Source organism: Leifsonia sp. GW821-FHT13C05, assembly GCF_058806515.1.
Genome location: NZ_JBXAPT010000001.1, coordinates 282,160 through 298,314 on the forward strand (window position 1 = coordinate 282,160; position 16,155 = coordinate 298,314).

The 16,155-nt window shown below is 69.3% G+C and carries 14 protein-coding genes; 7 read left to right on the plus strand and 7 right to left on the minus strand.

Annotated elements, in window-relative coordinates:
* Positions 1 to 274: 274 nt before the first annotated feature.
* From AC1ROC_RS01320 to AC1ROC_RS01330, 3 genes are read right to left on the minus strand one after another with little or no spacing between them, the layout of a single operon-like run.
* Positions 275 to 1,351: an alanine racemase gene (locus AC1ROC_RS01320; RefSeq protein WP_492997610.1), complete on the minus strand. Its 1,077-nt coding sequence runs from the start codon at positions 1,349 to 1,351 to the stop codon at positions 275 to 277.
* Positions 1,348 to 2,031: an alanine racemase C-terminal domain-containing protein gene (locus AC1ROC_RS01325; RefSeq protein WP_085367835.1), complete on the minus strand. Its 684-nt coding sequence runs from the start codon at positions 2,029 to 2,031 to the stop codon at positions 1,348 to 1,350. The genes AC1ROC_RS01320 and AC1ROC_RS01325 overlap by 4 nt, the downstream gene beginning before the upstream one ends.
* A 54-nt stretch (positions 2,032 to 2,085) precedes the next feature.
* The gene (locus AC1ROC_RS01330) at positions 2,086 to 2,322 is read right to left on the minus strand and encodes a DUF7455 domain-containing protein (protein ID WP_055896232.1); all 237 of its coding nucleotides are present in this window, start codon (positions 2,320 to 2,322) and stop codon (positions 2,086 to 2,088) included.
* A gap of 212 nt (positions 2,323 to 2,534) precedes the next feature.
* Here AC1ROC_RS01330 and AC1ROC_RS01335 point away from each other — a divergent pair, with 212 nt between their 5' ends.
* Positions 2,535 to 4,619 (plus strand): DNA gyrase/topoisomerase IV subunit B, encoded by a 2,085-nt coding sequence (locus AC1ROC_RS01335; protein WP_085367832.1) that lies wholly within the window; start codon positions 2,535 to 2,537, stop codon positions 4,617 to 4,619.
* 90 nt (positions 4,620 to 4,709) lie between these two features.
* On the opposite strand, the gene AC1ROC_RS01340 is transcribed toward AC1ROC_RS01335, so the two are convergent.
* Positions 4,710 to 7,187 (minus strand): DNA gyrase/topoisomerase IV subunit A, encoded by a 2,478-nt coding sequence (locus AC1ROC_RS01340; protein WP_434948794.1) that lies wholly within the window; start codon positions 7,185 to 7,187, stop codon positions 4,710 to 4,712.
* A 65-nt stretch (positions 7,188 to 7,252) separates the two neighbouring features.
* Between AC1ROC_RS01340 and AC1ROC_RS01345 the strand changes: the two genes are divergently transcribed.
* Positions 7,253 to 8,389 (plus strand): alkaline phosphatase family protein, encoded by a 1,137-nt coding sequence (locus AC1ROC_RS01345; protein ID WP_492997613.1) that lies wholly within the window; start codon positions 7,253 to 7,255, stop codon positions 8,387 to 8,389.
* Here AC1ROC_RS01345 and AC1ROC_RS01350 read toward each other — a convergent pair.
* Together AC1ROC_RS01350 and sepH are read right to left on the minus strand one after the other, a co-directional pair.
* Entirely contained in the window at positions 8,337 to 9,617 is a 1,281-nt protein-coding gene (locus AC1ROC_RS01350) for an acyltransferase family protein (RefSeq protein ID WP_492997615.1), read from the minus strand. The two genes, AC1ROC_RS01345 and AC1ROC_RS01350, sit on opposite strands and share 53 nt — an antisense overlap.
* Before the next feature lie 53 nt (positions 9,618 to 9,670).
* A complete protein-coding gene (gene sepH / locus AC1ROC_RS01355; RefSeq protein ID WP_492997617.1) occupies positions 9,671 to 10,816 on the minus strand; it encodes a septation protein SepH in 1,146 nt (381 codons plus the stop codon).
* Between the two features lie 206 nt (positions 10,817 to 11,022).
* Here sepH and AC1ROC_RS01360 point away from each other — a divergent pair, with 206 nt between their 5' ends.
* Positions 11,023 to 11,316 carry a DUF4193 domain-containing protein gene (locus AC1ROC_RS01360; RefSeq protein WP_026307201.1) on the plus strand — a complete coding sequence of 98 codons (294 nt, stop codon included), beginning with the start codon at positions 11,023 to 11,025 and terminating at the stop codon, positions 11,314 to 11,316.
* A 10-nt stretch (positions 11,317 to 11,326) separates the two neighbouring features.
* Here the strand turns inward: AC1ROC_RS01360 and AC1ROC_RS01365 are convergent, their stop codons facing one another.
* On the minus strand, positions 11,327 to 11,773 hold the full coding sequence (locus AC1ROC_RS01365; RefSeq protein WP_168689598.1) for a DUF3093 domain-containing protein: 447 nt from the start codon (positions 11,771 to 11,773) through the stop codon (positions 11,327 to 11,329).
* Positions 11,774 to 11,811: 38 nt separating this feature from the next.
* Here AC1ROC_RS01365 and dut point away from each other — a divergent pair, with 38 nt between their 5' ends.
* The 4 genes from dut to AC1ROC_RS01385 are packed head-to-tail and all read left to right on the plus strand — an operon-like array spanning position 11,812 to position 16,056.
* Positions 11,812 to 12,270 carry a dUTP diphosphatase gene (gene dut, locus AC1ROC_RS01370; protein WP_492997621.1) on the plus strand — a complete coding sequence of 153 codons (459 nt, stop codon included), beginning with the start codon at positions 11,812 to 11,814 and terminating at the stop codon, positions 12,268 to 12,270.
* On the plus strand, positions 12,267 to 12,893 hold the full coding sequence (locus tag AC1ROC_RS01375) for a DUF3710 domain-containing protein (RefSeq protein ID WP_085367818.1): 627 nt from the start codon (positions 12,267 to 12,269) through the stop codon (positions 12,891 to 12,893). The genes dut and AC1ROC_RS01375 overlap by 4 nt, the downstream gene beginning before the upstream one ends.
* Positions 12,894 to 12,903: 10 nt before the next feature.
* Entirely contained in the window at positions 12,904 to 13,677 is a 774-nt protein-coding gene (locus tag AC1ROC_RS01380; protein ID WP_492997623.1) for a DUF3159 domain-containing protein, read from the plus strand.
* A 3-nt stretch (positions 13,678 to 13,680) separates the two neighbouring features.
* A complete protein-coding gene (locus AC1ROC_RS01385; protein ID WP_492997625.1) occupies positions 13,681 to 16,056 on the plus strand; it encodes an HAD-IC family P-type ATPase in 2,376 nt (791 codons plus the stop codon).
* The last annotated feature ends 99 nt before the right edge of the window (positions 16,057 to 16,155 follow it).

Genomic DNA, 16,155 nt, shown 5'->3' on the forward strand with positions numbered 1-16,155 from the left:
TCACCACCTACCACGCCGCTCACCCCCCCCATCACGCCCGAACTCCGTTCGAACGGAGTTCCACCCGGCCCGCGAGCGTTTCTCCGCACGAACGGAGTCGCAGACGGCGTGTCGCGCGGATTCTCCGGTGTTGCGTAAAGGAGGAAGTCTGAGCCGACGCGCCGCGGGCGCATCCTGTGCAGCGGAGATATGGGGCGATCCGGCTGGAATCTCCGCTTGAACGGAGCGGGCCAGCGCAGGGAAAGATGTGCGGCGGTGGGGGTGCGTGGCGCGGTCAGCCGACGTAGACGCGGGGGACGCGCTGCGCGACGCCCGTGAGCATCTCGTCGGCGATCGTCTCCGCCCAGTCCGCCCACTTCTCGGCGATGACCTCCCCGTTGACGCCAGGGCCGAACAGGATCGCCGTGTCGCCGACCTCCACGCGGTTCGCGCCGACGTCGACGAGCATCGAGTCAGCGTCGACCGCGAGCACCGGGCAGGGCAGCCCGCCGATGGAGACGTGCGCCTTCGCGATCCCGAGCGTCGGCACGCCGTCCGCATAGCCGATGCCGAGGCGCGCGTGCGTGGTGCCGCCGACGTGGATGCGGGTGACCGGCGCTTCGAGGCGCATCGCCGGGATGAGGCCCAGGTCGGCGCCCGTGCTGTCGTCGAAGGGGGAAACGCCGTATGCGGCGATCCCGAACCGGACGAGGTCGAACCGCGCCTCGGGCATCCGGATGCCCGCCGAGCTCGCCGCGAGGTGCAGGATCTCGAACGTGGCCCCGCGCTCCTCGGCGACGACGACCGCCTCCCGGAACTGGGCGAGCGCCGCCTCGTCGTCGGCGATGGAGGCGTCTGCGAGGTGCGACCACGCCGCCCGGATGCGCACGATGCCCTGTTTCTGCAGGGCAACGGCCGCATCCACCAGTCCCGGCCAGTCTTCGCGGGTGGCGCCGTTGCGGCTGAGGCCGGTGTCGACCTTGAGGTGCACGACGGCGGGACGGTCGGCACCGGAGGCGGCGATCGCGTCGAGCTGCCAGCGTGCGGAGATGCCCAGCTCGATGTCGGCCTCGATGCCGGCGCGCCAGTCGGTGTCCGCACCGTGCAGCCAGGCGAGCAGGGGGACGGTGATGCCCGCCTGCCGCAGCACCAGGCCCACCGGGATCTCGAGGACGGCCAGCGACGCTGCGCCGGCGTCGATGCCGGCCTCCGCGACAGGGAGCAGGCCGTGGCCGTACGCGTCCGCCTTGACCGCGAGCATCAGCTCGGACGGTGCGATGAGGGAGGCGAGATGCGAGACATTGTGGCGGAGCGCCGCGAGGTCGATGACCGCGCGCGGCAGGGGCTCCGCGATGGCGTCGACGATGGTCATTCGTAGACCCTCTCGATGCGGCGGCCGAGCCGCGAGGTGATGACGGCGGCGGCGATGCCGATGAGGTCCGCCAATTCGCCCACGGACGGTTCGCCCTGGGCCGGGTCCCCGAACAGCACCGCGTCGTCTCCGGGCTCGGCGGTGAAGTCGTGGAGGTCGACGACGAACTGGTCCATCGCGATGCGGCCTGTCACACGGCCCACGAAGTCTCCGATGCGGACGGGCGCCTTGTTCGAGACGACGCGCGGGATGCCGTCGGCGAAGCCGAGCGCGACCAGCGCCAGCGTGGTGTCCTGCCGCGTGCGGTAGGTGTAGCCGTAGGAGACGCCGCTGTCGGCGTGCACGCGCTTGACGGCGATGACCTCGCCGGAGAGCCGCATGGCCGGACGCCCGCCGCTTGCCAGCCCGAAGAGCTCGGGCCCGGCGACGTGCGGGTTGACAGCGGCATCCGGATCGGCGACACGCGCGCCGGAGACTCCGGCGTCCGCCAGAGCGGCCTGGTCTTCGACCCGGGAGACGAGAAAACCGCCGACCCCCGCATCCGACAGCGCACGTGCCACGGGGATGAGCCCGTGTCCGTACGCGTCGGCGCGGAGATCGGCGGTGAGGTCGGTGAGCGGCCCGGTCGCCGCAGCGTTCGCCAGGATGGCGTTCAGGTCGATGACGGCGCGCCTACGCACGCCCCTCGGCCGTCCACTCATGTCTGGGTGACTCGCTGCAGTGCCGCGAACGCGTTACGCGCGCTGCTCTTCGAAGAGACGTGCCGTCTCGTCGTGCCAGCTGTGCGCGATCTGCGAGAGCTTCTCCTGGTGCTTCTTGCCGTGGTGGGCACAGAACAGGAGCTCGCCGTTGTTCACGACAACGCGGATGTATGCCTGGGCTCCGCAGCTGTCGCAACGGTCGGCCGCCGTCAGTTGCGGCCCCGATGCGAGCTCGTCAACCGCACCGTTCTCCGTGGTGATCGTCGACATGTGATGCTCCTTTCAGATCGCAACCGTGAACTCGGTACTTATATAGAACCACGTTCCGGACGGAACACTGCCCGATTCGCCCGCTATTTCGCTGAACGCGTAGCACACACTCAGGCGGGTGTCGGTGACGGGACGCACAGCCGGCACTCCGTAGGCTGGAGAGTGTGTGACGTCGGCATCCATCCGGCGCATCGGAATCGCAAGGAGCGCTCGTGGCGAGCTCGGACTATTCGGCCAGACATCTCTCCGTCCTGGAGGGGCTGGAGGCGGTGCGGAAGCGCCCCGGCATGTACATCGGATCGACGGACTCCCGCGGTCTCATGCACTGCCTGTGGGAGATCATCGACAACTCCGTCGACGAGGCGCTCGCCGGGCACGGGTCGACCATCGAGGTCGTCCTGCACGCCGACGAGAGCGTCGAGGTGCGAGACAAGGCCCGCGGCATCCCCGTCGACATCGAGCCGAAGACCGGTCTGTCCGGCGTCGAGGTGGTCTTCACGAAGCTGCACGCCGGCGGCAAGTTCGGCAGCGGATCGTACGCGGCCTCCGGTGGCCTGCACGGCGTCGGCGCGTCCGTCGTCAACGCACTCTCCGAGCGGCTCGACGTCGAGGTCGACCGCGACGGCAAGACCTGGGCCATGTCGTTCCACCGGGGAGAGCCCGGCATCTTCGACGACGGGAAGAACGAGCCGAGCCCGGATGCGCCGTTCACGCCGTTCGTGAAGAACAGCGAACTGCGCGTGGTCGGCAAGGCGGCCAAGGGCGCGACCGGCACGCGCATCCGGTACTGGGCGGACAGGCAGATCTTCACGAAGGGTGCGGACTTCCAGGCCGACGACCTGGTGGGGCGCGCGCGGCAGACCGCGTTCCTGGTGCCCGGCCTCAGCATCAGCATCGACGACAAGCGCAGCGACGACGGAGAGAAGACCACCTTCGAGTACCAGGGCGGCATCTCCGAGTTCGTCGACTTCCTCGCGCCGGACAGCCCGATCACCGAGACCTGGCGGCTCACCGGCAGCGGCACGTTCACCGAGACCGTCCCCGTGCTCTCCGACAGCGGCGCGATGCTCCCGACCGAGCTCACCCGCGAGTGCGAGGTCGACATCGCCCTGCGCTGGGGCACCGGATACGAGACGGTGATGCGCAGCTTCGTCAACATCATCGCCACGCCGAAGGGCGGAAGCCACCAGACCGGCTTCGACCAGGGGATGCTCAAGTTCCTCCGCGCACAGGTGGAGCAGAACGCGCGCAGGCTGAAGGTCGGCAACGACAAGCTGGACAAGGACGACGTGATGGCCGGCCTCACCGCCGTCCTCACCGTGCGCCTGCCCGAACCGCAGTTCGAGGGCCAGACCAAGGAGATCCTCGGGACGCCCGCCGTGCGCGCGATCGTGGCCCAGGTGGTGCAGAAGGCGATGGCCGAGCGGTTCTCGTCGACCAAGCGCGACGACAAGGCGCAGTCGGCCCTGCTGCTCGACAAGGTCGTCGCCGAGATGAAGTCCAGGATCTCCGCGCGCGCCCACAAGGAGACCCAGCGCCGCAAGAACGCGCTGGAGACCTCGTCCCTGCCGGCGAAGCTGGTGGACTGCCGGTCGAGCGACGTGGCCAACAGCGAGCTGTTCATCGTCGAGGGCGACTCGGCCCTCGGCACCGCGCGGCGTGCGCGCGACAGCGAGTACCAGGCGCTGCTGCCGATCCGCGGCAAGATCCTCAACGTGCAGAAGGCGTCGGTCTCCGACATGCTCTCCAACGCGGAGTGCGCGGCGATCATCCAGGTGATCGGGGCCGGTTCCGGCCGCAGCTTCGACCTGGCGACGGCGCGATACGGCAAGGTCATCATCATGTCCGACGCGGATGTGGACGGTGCGCACATCCGGACGCTGCTGCTGACGCTGTTCTTCCGTTACATGCGGCCGATGATCGAGGAGGGTCGCGTGTTCGCGGCCGTGCCCCCGCTGCACCGTGTGATCGTCGTGAACCCGGGCTCCAAGCCGAACGAGACGATCTACACGTACTCGGAGGCGGAGCTGCAGGCGGTGCTCGCCGACCTGAAGAAGCGCAACAAGCGCTACCAGGAGCCGATCCAGCGCTACAAGGGACTCGGCGAGATGGATGCGGACCAGCTGGCGACCACCACGATGGACCGCCACCACCGCACCCTGCGGCGCGTGCGCGTCCCGGACGCCGAGCAGGCCTCCCGTGTCTTCGAGCTGCTGATGGGCAACGACGTCGCCCCGCGCAAGGAGTTCATCATCGCCGGGGCCGACGACCTCTCCCGCTCCCGAATCGACGCCTAGCGAAGCCATCGAGCCGGGACTTATGCACGCCTAGACACGGCGTGTCGCGTGCATAAGTCCCGGCTCGATTGTTTGGGGCGTGGGGTGGAGTTAGGCGAGGCGGCGGCCGACGGAGGCGACGACCATGTCGAGCGGGGTGCCGGAGGCGTCGCGGCGGACGAGCGTGTCCGGGAGGGCGCGTGCAGCGCCGTCGGCGGCGACCGCGAGGGCGGGCGCGCGGCCGACCCAGGCGAGCTGCAGTTCCGTCTCTCCCTTGAGGAAGCGCTGGGAGCGCACGCCGCCGGTTGCGCGGCCCTTGGCCGGGAACTCGGCGAACTCGCTCATCTTGCCGCTGCCGGGGTCCGCGCCGAGGAGGGTGTCCCCTCCGGCGGCGATGGTGACGACGACGGTCTCGTCCTTCTCGTCGGCCGGCACGCTGCCGAAGTAGACGACCCGCGCATCCGCGCCGAGGTTGATGCCGGCCATGCCGCCCGCCGAACGACCCTGCGGGCGCACGGCGGTGGCGGGGAAGCGCAGCAGCTGGGTGTCGCTGGCCACGAACACCAGTTCGTCGGTGTCGTCGCCCTGCACGGCTCCGACGACCTCGTCGCCCGCCTTCAGCGCGATGATCTCGAATTCCGGCTTGTTGGCCCAGTCGCCGGGGGAGACCCGCTTGACGACGCCCTGCTTCGTGCCGAGTGCGATGGCCCGCGGCGCGTCGAGCGACACGATCGCGAGCACCTTCTCCTTGCGGTCGGCCATCGCCAGGTAGTCGCCGACCTTCACGCCGGCGCCGAGCTGGATCGAGTTGACAGGTGCGGCGGGCAGGTCGACGGGGGAGAACCGGATGAGGCGCCCGCGGTTGGTGACGGCGCCGATCTCGGTGCGCGTCGTGGTGTCCAGCTGCGACAGGATCGCGTCGTGCTTGCTGCGCCTCGCCGGGGCAGCGATGCGGTCGAGGCCGCCGTCGTCGCCCGGCTGCTGGTCGACGCGCAGGATGCGGCCTGTGGTGGAGAGCAGCACCCGGCAGGGCACATCCGCCACTTCGAGCACCACCTGTTGCTTGCCGCGCGCAGACGCCGTCGCGATGGACGGGCGCGCCTCGGTGAGCAGGGTGCGGCGCGGGGTGCCGAACTTCGCGGCGACCTGCTCCAGCTCATCGGAGACGAGCGCGTTGATGCGGTCGCGGCTGGCGAGCAGTTCTTCGAGCTCGGCGATCTCCGCTTCGAGCTGGGCCTTCTCCGTCTCCAGTTCGATGCGGGAGAACTTCGTGAGGCGGCGCAGGCGCAGCTCGAGGATGTAGTCGGCCTGCAGGGTGCTCAGGTCGAACACATCCATCAGCCGGGTGCGGGCCTGCTCGGTGTCGTCGCTGGCGCGGATGACCTGGATGACCTCGTCGATGTCGAGGATCGCGATCAGCAGGCCCTCCACCAGGTGCAGGCGTTCCTTGCGCCGGGCGAGCCGGAACTGGGAGCGCCGGGTGACCACCTGGATGCGGTGCCCGAGATACACGGACAGCAGCTCGTGCAGGCCGAGGGTCTGCGGGCCGCCCTCCACGAGCGCGACGTTGTTGATCGAGAAGCCGTCTTCGAGCGGGGTGTGCCGGTACAGCTGCTCAAGCACCGCCTCCGGGCTGAACCCGGTCTTGATGCCGATGACGAGCCGCAGGCCGTGCTGGCGGTCGCTCAGGTCGGTGACGTCGGAGATGCCGGAGAGCTTCTTCGCGTTGACGCCGTCCTTGATCTTCTCGATGACCTTCTCGGGGCCGACGAGGTAGGGCAGCTCGGTGACGACCAGGCCGCTCTTGCGCGCGGTGATCGACTCCACGGTGACCTTGGCGCGGGTCTTGAAGCTGCCGCGGCCGGTCGCATACGCGTCCCGGACGCCGGACAGGCCGACGATCGTGCCCCCGGTGGGGAGGTCGGGGCCCGGCACGTATTCCATCAGGTCGTCGAGCGTGGCATCCGGATGCGCGAGCAGGTGACGCGCGGCGCCGACCACCTCGATGAGGTTGTGCGGAGCCATGTTGGTCGCCATGCCGACCGCGATGCCGCTCGCGCCGTTGACCAGGAGGTTCGGGAACGCGGCGGGGAGCACATCCGGCTGCATCAGCTGGTTGTCGTAGTTGGGGACGAAGTCGACGACGTCCTCGTCGAGGTCCTCCGTGAGGGCGAGCGCCGCCGCCGCGAGGCGCGCCTCGGTGTAGCGCGGGGCGGCCGGTCCGTCGTCGAGCGAGCCGAAGTTGCCGTGGCCGTCGATCAGCGGAACGCGCAGGGTGAAGTCCTGCGCCATGCGCACGAGGGCGTCGTAGATGGCGCTGTCGCCGTGCGGGTGCAGCTTTCCCATCACCTCGCCGGTGACGCGGGCGGACTTGACGTGGCCGCGGTCCGGACGCAGACCCATCTCGGTCATCTGGTACAGGATGCGCCGCTGTACGGGCTTCAGGCCGTCGCGCGCATCCGGGAGCGCACGCGAGTAGATGACGGAGTACGCGTACTCGAGGAAGGAGCCCTGCATCTCGGTCGTGACGTCGACGTCTTCGATGCGTTCGGTGGTGCCCGCTGCGGCCTGGTCGTCTGCTGGTGTCATTCGTGCAATCTCGGGAGGGGAGAGAGGGGCGGCGAGGTGGTCACGGGTGTGACAAACTGGGCCGGATGCCCCCCATGCTACCGGCCGCGTTCACCACACGAGCGAGCCTTGCCGCTGTTCTGCCAAGTTCCCTGGCGGCGCTGGGCGGTGGGCAGAACGCCCTCGGCCTCCCGCCACTCGACCACGTGGTGGTCGTGGTGGTCGACGGCCTCGGCGCATCGTCGCTGCGCGCCCGCGCAGGGCACGCCCGCACGCTCGCCCCGCTGCTCGGCAAGACGACGACCATCGACGCCGGGTTCCCGACCACGACGGCCTCCGCGCTCGCCACGCTCGCCACCGGCACCATGCCCGGCGAGCACGGCCTGGTGGGCTACCGCGTGCTCGACACCGCCAACGACAGGATCGTCAACCAGCTCTCCGGCTGGGACGACCGCCTCGACCCCGTCACCTGGCAGCGGTCGCGCACGGTCTTCCAGCAGGCTCGGGATGCGGGGGTCGCCACCCGCGCGATCGGGCTGCCGAAATACAGTGAGTCCGGCTTCACCGCCGCCGTGCTGCGCGGGGCGGAATTCGTCGGCGGCCGCACGATGGCCGACCGGTTCAGCGCGGGGGAGCAGATCCTGCAGACGCCCGGCCCCGGCCTCACCTACCTCTACGTCGCCGAACTCGACCAGCTCGCCCACGCGAAGGGCTGGGAGTCGCCGGAGTGGACGTCCGCCCTGGAGACGCTGGATGCGCTGGTCGCCTCCCTCGCCCGCCGCCTCGGCCCCCGGCAGGCCGTGCTGCTGACGGCCGACCACGGTGTGGTCGACGTTCCGGTCAGCGGCCACGTCCTTTTCGACACCGCCCCGGAGCTGGTCGACGGTGTGCGCCTGATCGCGGGGGAGCCGCGCTTCCTGCACCTGCACCTCGACCGTGCGGACGACGCGGAAACCGTCGCAGAGCGGTGGCGCTCCGCCGAGGGCGACAGGGCGTGGATCGCCACCAGGCAGGAGGCGATCGACGCCGGCTGGTTCGGGCCGACCGTGCATCCGGAGGTCGCACAGCGGATCGGCGACGTGCTCGTGGGTGCACGCAAACGGGTCGCGTACTACGACTCGCGCGACCGCCTCGACACCGGACGCGGCATGATCGGCCAGCACGGCTCGCTCACGGACGACGAGACGCGGGTTCCTCTTCTCCGCTTCGGGGCTGCGGGCTAGAAGCTTCCGCGCTCGCCTCGTCCGTGCTCGCCTCGTTCGGGTCTTCCGGAGCGGGCGGCAGATGGCGCGGCCGGATGCGCAGCACGGTGCGCGCCCATTGATACCAGTGCGCGATGCCGCGGCCGGGGCCCCAGTCCTTGAGCATCATCGCCCGCTTCTCGACGAGGTGCCAGGACAGCCAGGCGCACGCCGCCGTGACGATGGTAGCGCCGAGCAGGAACGGGAAGAAGCCAAGCTTGTACAGACTGAAGTACGCGAGCGTCTGCTGCACGAGGAAGCCGTAGATGTAGACGCCGTACGAGTAGTCGTTGGTGCGGCCGACCCTGCGGAGGGGAGCGGGGAGCACCGCGCCCAACCAGAGCACGAAGTAGACCCCGGCGGGGACGCCGAAGACGGCGTATCCGCCGGTGAACAGCGTCGCGAAGTAGACGATTCCGCTGATCACGCCGAGGCGGTGGTCGAGGGGGACGGAACGCGAATACACCGCGATGAGTGCGCCGACCATGAAGGGGTAGCTGAGGCGCAGCATGAGCTCGCTGGTCAGCAGGGGGAAGACGGACTCGACGGCGTGCGGCTGGAGGATCTGCAGGATCTGGGCCACGAACAGCGCGACGACGATGACGGCGACGACGAGCCTCGCCTTGCGCAGCACGGCCGTGACCAGCAGAACGGCGATGACGAGGTAGCAGGTCCACTCGTAGGTCAGCGACCAGAGCGAGCCGTTGAAGACGCTGGCGCCGGTGAGCAGTCCGTACGGCGTGGTCGTGGCGAAGATGTCCCGGATGCCGTACGACCCGATCGCCAGCGTCCAGTTCGACGCCAGGTAGTGCCACGGGCTGCCGGGCGCGAGCGCGAAGTAGGACAGGAAGGTGTGCCCGTCCAGCATCCAGATCACCGGGCCGACGGCGAACGCGGCGACCAGCAGCACAACGAGGAAGCCGGGGAAGATGCGCAGCGCCCTGCGCCAGAGGAACTGCAGCAGGTCGGTCGACAGGCCGCTCTTGGCGATGAGATAGCCGCTGATGGCGAAGAAGCCGCCGACCGCGAGCGCGCCCAGATTCGCCTGCTCCCCGGTGTAGCGGGAGAAGCCCTCGTCGAAGCCGCCGAGCGGGAAGCTGTGGTCGACCAGGACGACGAACGCCAGCACCAGGCGGATGAAGCCCAGGGCGTTGTCGTGGCCGCGGAGGCCGACTCCGATGGAGCGCAGGGAGGCGTCGGCGGATGGCATCCGATTATCCTAGACGACCGCCACGAAGCGGATGCTCCGGGCGGTCACGGCGACTAGGCGAGGTCGTCGTCGGTGCGGGCACCGAACACGATCTCGTCCCAGCTCGGCATGGATGCGCGGCCCTTCTTGCTCGCACGGGCCGAGGCGGATGACGCGGACGATCCGGACGGGTCTGACGCGGACGACGACTGCGACGACGGCGCGGACGGCGCAGACTGCTCCGGCGCGGGCGGTGCCTGCTCGACGGGCGTGTCGAAGATCGCGATCGGCTCGTCGACCACCCGGAACGGAGCGTCGCCCGCTTCCGGGACGTCGCGGATCACATCCACCGGCTCGTCGTACACGGCGGCCTCGCGCTCACCGCGGCGGCGGCGCAGGGCTTCCAGCAGGTCGGCGGTCTGGTGCAGGTCGCGCGGCGTCTCGTCGTCTGCGCGCTTGATGGCGGAGACGGCGATCGAGTTGTTCGCGCCGTTCGGGGCACGGTTGTACGTCAGCGGTTCGAGCGGCTGCGTGATCTCCGGGCCGAGCAGGTCGGGAGCCTCCGGGAACGTGAATGCCCCGCTGTCGAAGCGCGACTCGTCCGGCTCCCCCTCGTGCGGCATCACGGCGCGCAGCCTCGGGATGAGGGTGCCGCCCTTCAGCTCGCCCGCCTGGGAGAGCGTGGTCGCCTCCGAGTTGAGCGGCGAGAGCGAGTGCTTGCGGGCGTCGTAGCCCCAGCGGGCGTCGTGGTCGATCTGGTCGGCCGTGAACTCCAGCTTGACGATCCAGCCGGCCTCGCTGTCCTTCCAGCTCGCCCAGCGCTCGCCGGCGACGCCGAGGGAGGCGAGCCTGTCGCGGATGACGGAGCCGAACGTGTTGCCCTCGCCGAGCGGATCGACGTCCGCCGTGGTGACGACCGGAACGCTCAGCGCGCTCGCGACGATGTGCTCGCGCTCGGCGACGATCGGTCCCTCGAAGCGCTGCACGTAGTCGAGCGGCGCACCGGTGACGCTCGCGACGTCCTCGGCGGACATGCCGGAGCGGATGTGGGCCTGGACCTCGCGCGGCGACAGTTTGGGCGCCGTGGCCGACGTCTCCTGCCTGACCTGGCGGATCTTCGACTGCAGCACATCGTCGACGGCGATGCGGAACCGCTCACCGTCGTCACCGACGGCGAGCAGAGCGCCGTTCTCGACCCCGATGACCTTTAAATCCTGCATGGTGGATGCCTTCCCAGCTGCGTACGTACCGGCCCAGGATGCCACGGGAAGTGCCTGATTCCGGGGAATAACCGTGGCGTGCCGGAAGTTGAAAACCGAGCAATAGCCGAGAGGCACCCGAGTGGTTTGCTATTCGCACCCCGATGATGCAAACTATGGCCGCCGATTGCGAAGAATCGGCCGTTAAGTACGAGAAGTGGATGGGCATGGCAACGGATTACGACGCACCGCGAAAGACCGAAGACGACTCCGAGTCGATCGAGGCCCTCAAGGAGCGAGTCCCGGACAAGATGTCCGGAGTTGTCGACGTCGAGGACGCGGACAACCCTGGTGGTTACGAGCTTCCCGGAGCCGACCTGTCGGACCTCGACCTGGACGTCGTGGTGCTCCCGCCGCAGGCGGACGAGTTCACCTGCGTGAACTGCTTCCTGGTGAAGCACCGTTCGCAGATCGATCACGAGACGAAGCTCGGACCGATCTGTGTGGAGTGCGCCGCCTAGCAGCGATCGCTCACGACGCGAGTCGAGCCTCACCGAGAACCCGGACCAGCTGGTCCGGGTTTCTTGTTGAGATCAGCCAGTACGGCGCGGGGTCGCTGGCGTCGAGCACCGGGATCTTGACCACGGGCTTCACCCAGCCGCGGATGAGCATCCAGGCGCGCGCATCCAGCAGGCGGCCGCGCTGCAGCGACGCGTCCTCCCCGGTGTACGCCGTCGGCTCCCCGACGAACTCGAGTGGGATGCTGGCACGCCCGGCGATCAGCTCGGTGCTGGTGACCCTGACGGGCGCGGCGGAGGCCATGATCATCCCGACGATCGCCAGGTAGAACACGATCGCCAGGACGATGCCCACGATCATGTTGATCGGCGCGAACACGAGGATGGTCGCGGGAATCACGAGGGCGGTCGAGATGTAGAGCCACGGGGCGGGCCAGAGGCGCTCACGGTACAGGTCCATGCTCCTATTCGATCAGACTTCTGCACTACCCTCGACACGTGACCGATACCGTTGACGTTCCGATCATCGCGAACACCCTCCCTGTCTACGCCCACCCCGGCGACGCCGGCGCCGATCTGTGCGCGGCGGAGGCCGTCACGCTCGCGCCGGGACAGCGGCACACGGTGCCGACGGGCGTCTCCATCGCCCTCCCGGACGGGTTCGCAGCGTTCGTGGTCCCGCGCAGCGGCCTCGCGGCGAAGCACGGCATCACCATCGTGAACGCGCCGGGCACCGTGGACGCCGGGTACCGCGGCGAAATCCAGGTGACCGTACTGAACACCGACAGTTCGATGCCGTACGATATCGCCGTCGGCGACAGGATCGCCCAGCTGATCGTCATGCCGGTCACCAGGGCCGTCTTCCAGCCCGTCGACCGGCTGCCGGAGAGCCACCGCGGAACAGCGGGTTTCGGGTCGTCCGGCTACAGAACCACCCAGTCAGGAGAACACGCTTGAGCGACACCAACGACACCACCGGCGACAGCTGGGAGAAGTCGGCGCCGGAGGATCGCGCGACGGAGGGCCCGCTCGACGAGAGCGAAGCCAACCCCGTGCGTCCGTACGTCGACCTCGGCGGGGTCAAGATCCTCCCGCGCGAAGGCCTGCACCTCCGCCTCGAGGTCGAGGAGGAGACCCAGCGCGTCGTCGCCGTCGGACTGGACTACGCCAACTCCACGCTGCAGGTGCAGCCGTTCGCCGCGCCGCGGTCGAGCGGCCTGTGGCACGAGATCCGCGAGCAGATCACAGAGCAGGTGAACCGCCAGGGCGGCCGCACCTCCGAGCGCGACGGCGTGTTCGGGCCGGAGCTGGTCGCCGAGATCCCGGTCGCAGCTCCCGCCGGCGGTCCGGGAGAGACGCGCGTCGCACGCTTCGTCGGCGTCGACGGACCGCGCTGGTTCCTCCGCGGCGTGATCGCGGGAGATGCGGCCATCAAGCCGGACGCCGCAGCTCTCGTCGAAGACCTCTTCCGCAGCATCGTTGTCGTCCGTGGCAACTCCCCGATGCCGCCGAGGGACCTCATCCCGCTCCGGATGCCGACCGCGCCGGAGTCCGGCCCGGACAGCTACACCTCCCTCTAGGCAGGACACCGTGACTGACCGCTCCGGCAGGGAGCACGACGACGAGCGCCCGTCCGGGCACCCGTCCGAGCAGGAGAATCCTGCTGCCGCGTCCATCGGCGAGTCCATCGCCCGCGCGGCGCAGAAGTCCGGCCTCGGGCAGCTGGCGGACAGCGACACCCCCACGGGCGTCGCGCTGCTCGGTGCGCTCGGCGGCTTCCGCGGCCTGGCCGAGACGATCATCCCGGGCCTCGTCTTCCTGATCCTGTTCACGTTCACCAAGGACGTGCCGCTGTCGATCGGATGCTCGGTGGCCGTCGCGGTGATCTTCACGGCGATCCGCATCATCGGCAAGACGCCCGTGACCCAGGCCATCGCCGGTCTCCTCGGCGTCGGCATCTCCGCCATCCTGGCCCTCATCACCGGGCGGGGCGAGGACAACTTCATCCTCGGGATCTGGACGAACGCCGCATACGGAGCAGCACTGCTGATCTCGATGCTGGTCCGCTGGCCGCTGATCGGCCTCGCGGCCGGCTACCTGATGGGCGACGGGCTCGCCTGGCGCAGCGTCCGCAGCAAATTCCGGGTGATGCAGGCGCTCACGTTCTTCTGGTTCCTGCTGTTCGCCGCACGACTGCTCGTGCAGGTCCCGCTCTACCTCGCGCACACCGACGCGGCCACGAGCGCCCTCGCGCTCACCAAGCTGCTGATGGGGGTCCCGCTCTACGCGCCGCTCCTCCTGATCACCTGGTTCGTCGTGCGCGGACAGTTCCCGACTCCGCAGAAGAAGCCAGCAGAGGGGTAGGCCATGCTGGATGCGCGAACCAGGGAGGGGCTGACCAGCGCACAGGTCGCCGAACGTCACAGGGACGGTCGCGGCAACATCCAGCGCCAGCCGAGTTCGCGCTCCATCGGCGACATCCTGCGGGAGAACATCTTCACGCTGTTCAACGGCATCCTCACCGTGTGCTTCCTGGCGGTGATCGTGCTCGGCGACCTGCGCGACGGGTTCTTCTACGGCGTCGTCGTGGTGAACGCGCTGATCGGCATCGTGCAGGAAGTGCGGGCCAAGGTCGTCCTCGACCGTGCAGCACTGCTCGCCGCGCCGGAGAGCAGGGTGCGCAGGGACGGCGCCGTCGTCACCGTGCCGGTGGAGGGCGTCGTGCTCGACGACCTGCTCGTGCTGCGGCCGGGCGACCAGGTCCCCGCCGACGCCCGCGTGGTCGAGAGCACGGGCCTGTCGCTCGACGAGTCGATGCTGACGGGGGAGTCAGACCCCGTTTTCAAAGACGAGGACGCGCTGTTGCTGTCCGGATCGCTCGTCGCCTCCGGCACCGGATACGCGGTCGTCACCGCGGTGGGGGCCGACTCGTACGCGAGCAAGCTGACCAGCGAGATCCGCCGCCACTCGCTCGTGCACTCCGAACTGCGCGACGCGACCAACCGCATCCTGGTGTACCTGTCCTGGATCCTCGGCCCGGTCATCCTGATCACCCTCGTCGGCCGCGTCTTCGCATACGGAGGGTGGAGCGAGCTGTTCGTGGACGCCCGCTGGCGCCGGGCGCTGCTGGATGCGGTCGCCGCCGTGGTCGGGATGATCCCGGAAGGCCTCGTGCTGCTCACCAGCCTCGCCTTCGGGGTCGCCGCCATCCAGCTCGCCGCCCGCAAGGTGCTCGTGCAGGAGCTCGCGGCGGTGGAGGTCCTCGCCAGGGTGGACGTGCTGTGCCTCGACAAGACGGGAACGCTCACAACCGGGGAACTCGTCTTCGACAGGACGGAACCCGCCGGCCAGGACGTGCCGGAGGAGCTGGCCAGGATCGCGCTCGCCGCGTTCGGCGCCGACGATGCGGGCAACGCCACATCGGGCATCCTGTCGAGCGCGTTCCGTTCCGATCGCTTCCGGGTGCTGAAGCGGGTGCCCTTCTCCTCGGCCACCAAGTACAGCGGCCTGGTGATGACCGTCGACGGCGAGGAGTCGTCGTGGGTGCTGGGAGCCCCGGAGCGCGTGCTCGCCGCGCACCAGGACGAGCTCGCGAAGGCGAACGCGATCGCGGCCACCGGCCAGCGCACGCTCGCCCTGGCGCGCAGCGCAGAGCCGCTGCCACCTGGCTCGCACGTCTCGCTGGACGGCAGGGTCGTGCATCCCGCGCTGCTCGTCGTGCTGAGCGAGACGGTGCGGCCGGAAGCACGGCAGACCCTCTCATATTTCGGCGAGCAGGCGGTGCGCGTCGTCATCATGTCCGGCGACAACCCGGTCACCGTCGCCGCGATCGCTCGCACCCTCCACCTCGACGGAGAGGCAGTGGATGCGTCCACCCTCGCCGACGACGCGGCGCTCGCCGAGGCGCTCACCACCGCCAGCATCTTCGGCAGGGTGAGCCCGGAGCAGAAGCGCACGGCCGTCGGCCTGCTGCGCGAGCAGGGCAGGACCGTGGCCATGACGGGCGACGGCGTCAACGACGCGATGGCGATCAAGGACGCGAACCTCGGGATCGCGATGGGCAGCGCGACGGCGGCGACCAAGGCGGTGAGCAGGCTGGTGCTGCTCGACAACAGGTTCGACCGGTTGCCGGACGTGCTGGCGTTCGGCCGCAGGGTGATCGCGAACGTCGAGCGGGTGTCCAACATCTTTTTGGCGAAGACGGTCTACGGCATCGTGCTCGCGCTGGTGAGCGCAGCGCTCCTGCTGCCGTTCCCGTTCCTCCCTCGCCAGCTGACGCTGGTCTCGACGCTCGCCATCGGCATCCCGTCGTTCTTCCTGGCGCTGGCGCCGAACGCGCGCATCTACACGCCGGGGGTGCTGCACCGCGTGCTCAGGTACTCCATCCCGACCGGGCTGATCGCCGGGGCGACGGCGATCGTGGCGTACCTGCCGCTGTACAGGAGCATCCCGCTGCGGGAGGCGAGGAGCGTGACCACCATCGCGCTGTTCTGCGTGTCGCTCTGGATCCTCTGCGTGCTGACCAGGCCGCTCAGCGGGCCGAGGCTCGCGCTGCTCGGCTCCGTGGCCGCCGCGATGGTGCTGGTCTGCGTGATCCCGTTCACGGCCGAGTTCTTCCAGATGCACGTGCCGCTGTCGCCCGAGCTGGTCTGGGGGATCGCGGTCGGGACGGTGGGAGCGGCGGGAATCGAGCTGTTCTACCGGTTCGCCAAGCGGCGTGGCCTGGTCTTCGACCGCGTCTGACGCGTGGTAGATTTATCTTGACGTCAAGATATCTTTTTCAGCGGACGACTTAGGATTGCCTTGCTGGAAACACACTTCGACGGACAACCAAGATGGACA

What these genes read in the sequence shown, in the direction of transcription:
- AC1ROC_RS01320 (WP_492997610.1), bottom strand. Translation starts at nt 1,351, where the DNA reads ATGACCATCGTCGACGCCATCGCGGAGCCCCTGCCGCGCGCGGTCATC.
- AC1ROC_RS01360 (WP_026307201.1), top strand. Translation starts at nt 11,023, where the DNA reads ATGGCAACGGATTACGACGCACCGCGAAAGACCGAAGACGACTCCGAG.
- AC1ROC_RS01365 (WP_168689598.1), bottom strand. Translation starts at nt 11,773, where the DNA reads ATGGACCTGTACCGTGAGCGCCTCTGGCCCGCCCCGTGGCTCTACATC.
- sepH (WP_492997617.1), bottom strand. Translation starts at nt 10,816, where the DNA reads ATGCAGGATTTAAAGGTCATCGGGGTCGAGAACGGCGCTCTGCTCGCC.
- AC1ROC_RS01350 (WP_492997615.1), bottom strand. Translation starts at nt 9,617, where the DNA reads ATGCCATCCGCCGACGCCTCCCTGCGCTCCATCGGAGTCGGCCTCCGC.
- AC1ROC_RS01385 (WP_492997625.1), top strand. Translation starts at nt 13,681, where the DNA reads ATGCTGGATGCGCGAACCAGGGAGGGGCTGACCAGCGCACAGGTCGCC.
- AC1ROC_RS01345 (WP_492997613.1), top strand. Translation starts at nt 7,253, where the DNA reads ATGCCCCCCATGCTACCGGCCGCGTTCACCACACGAGCGAGCCTTGCC.
- AC1ROC_RS01340 (WP_434948794.1), bottom strand. Translation starts at nt 7,187, where the DNA reads ATGACACCAGCAGACGACCAGGCCGCAGCGGGCACCACCGAACGCATC.
- AC1ROC_RS01330 (WP_055896232.1), bottom strand. Translation starts at nt 2,322, where the DNA reads ATGTCGACGATCACCACGGAGAACGGTGCGGTTGACGAGCTCGCATCG.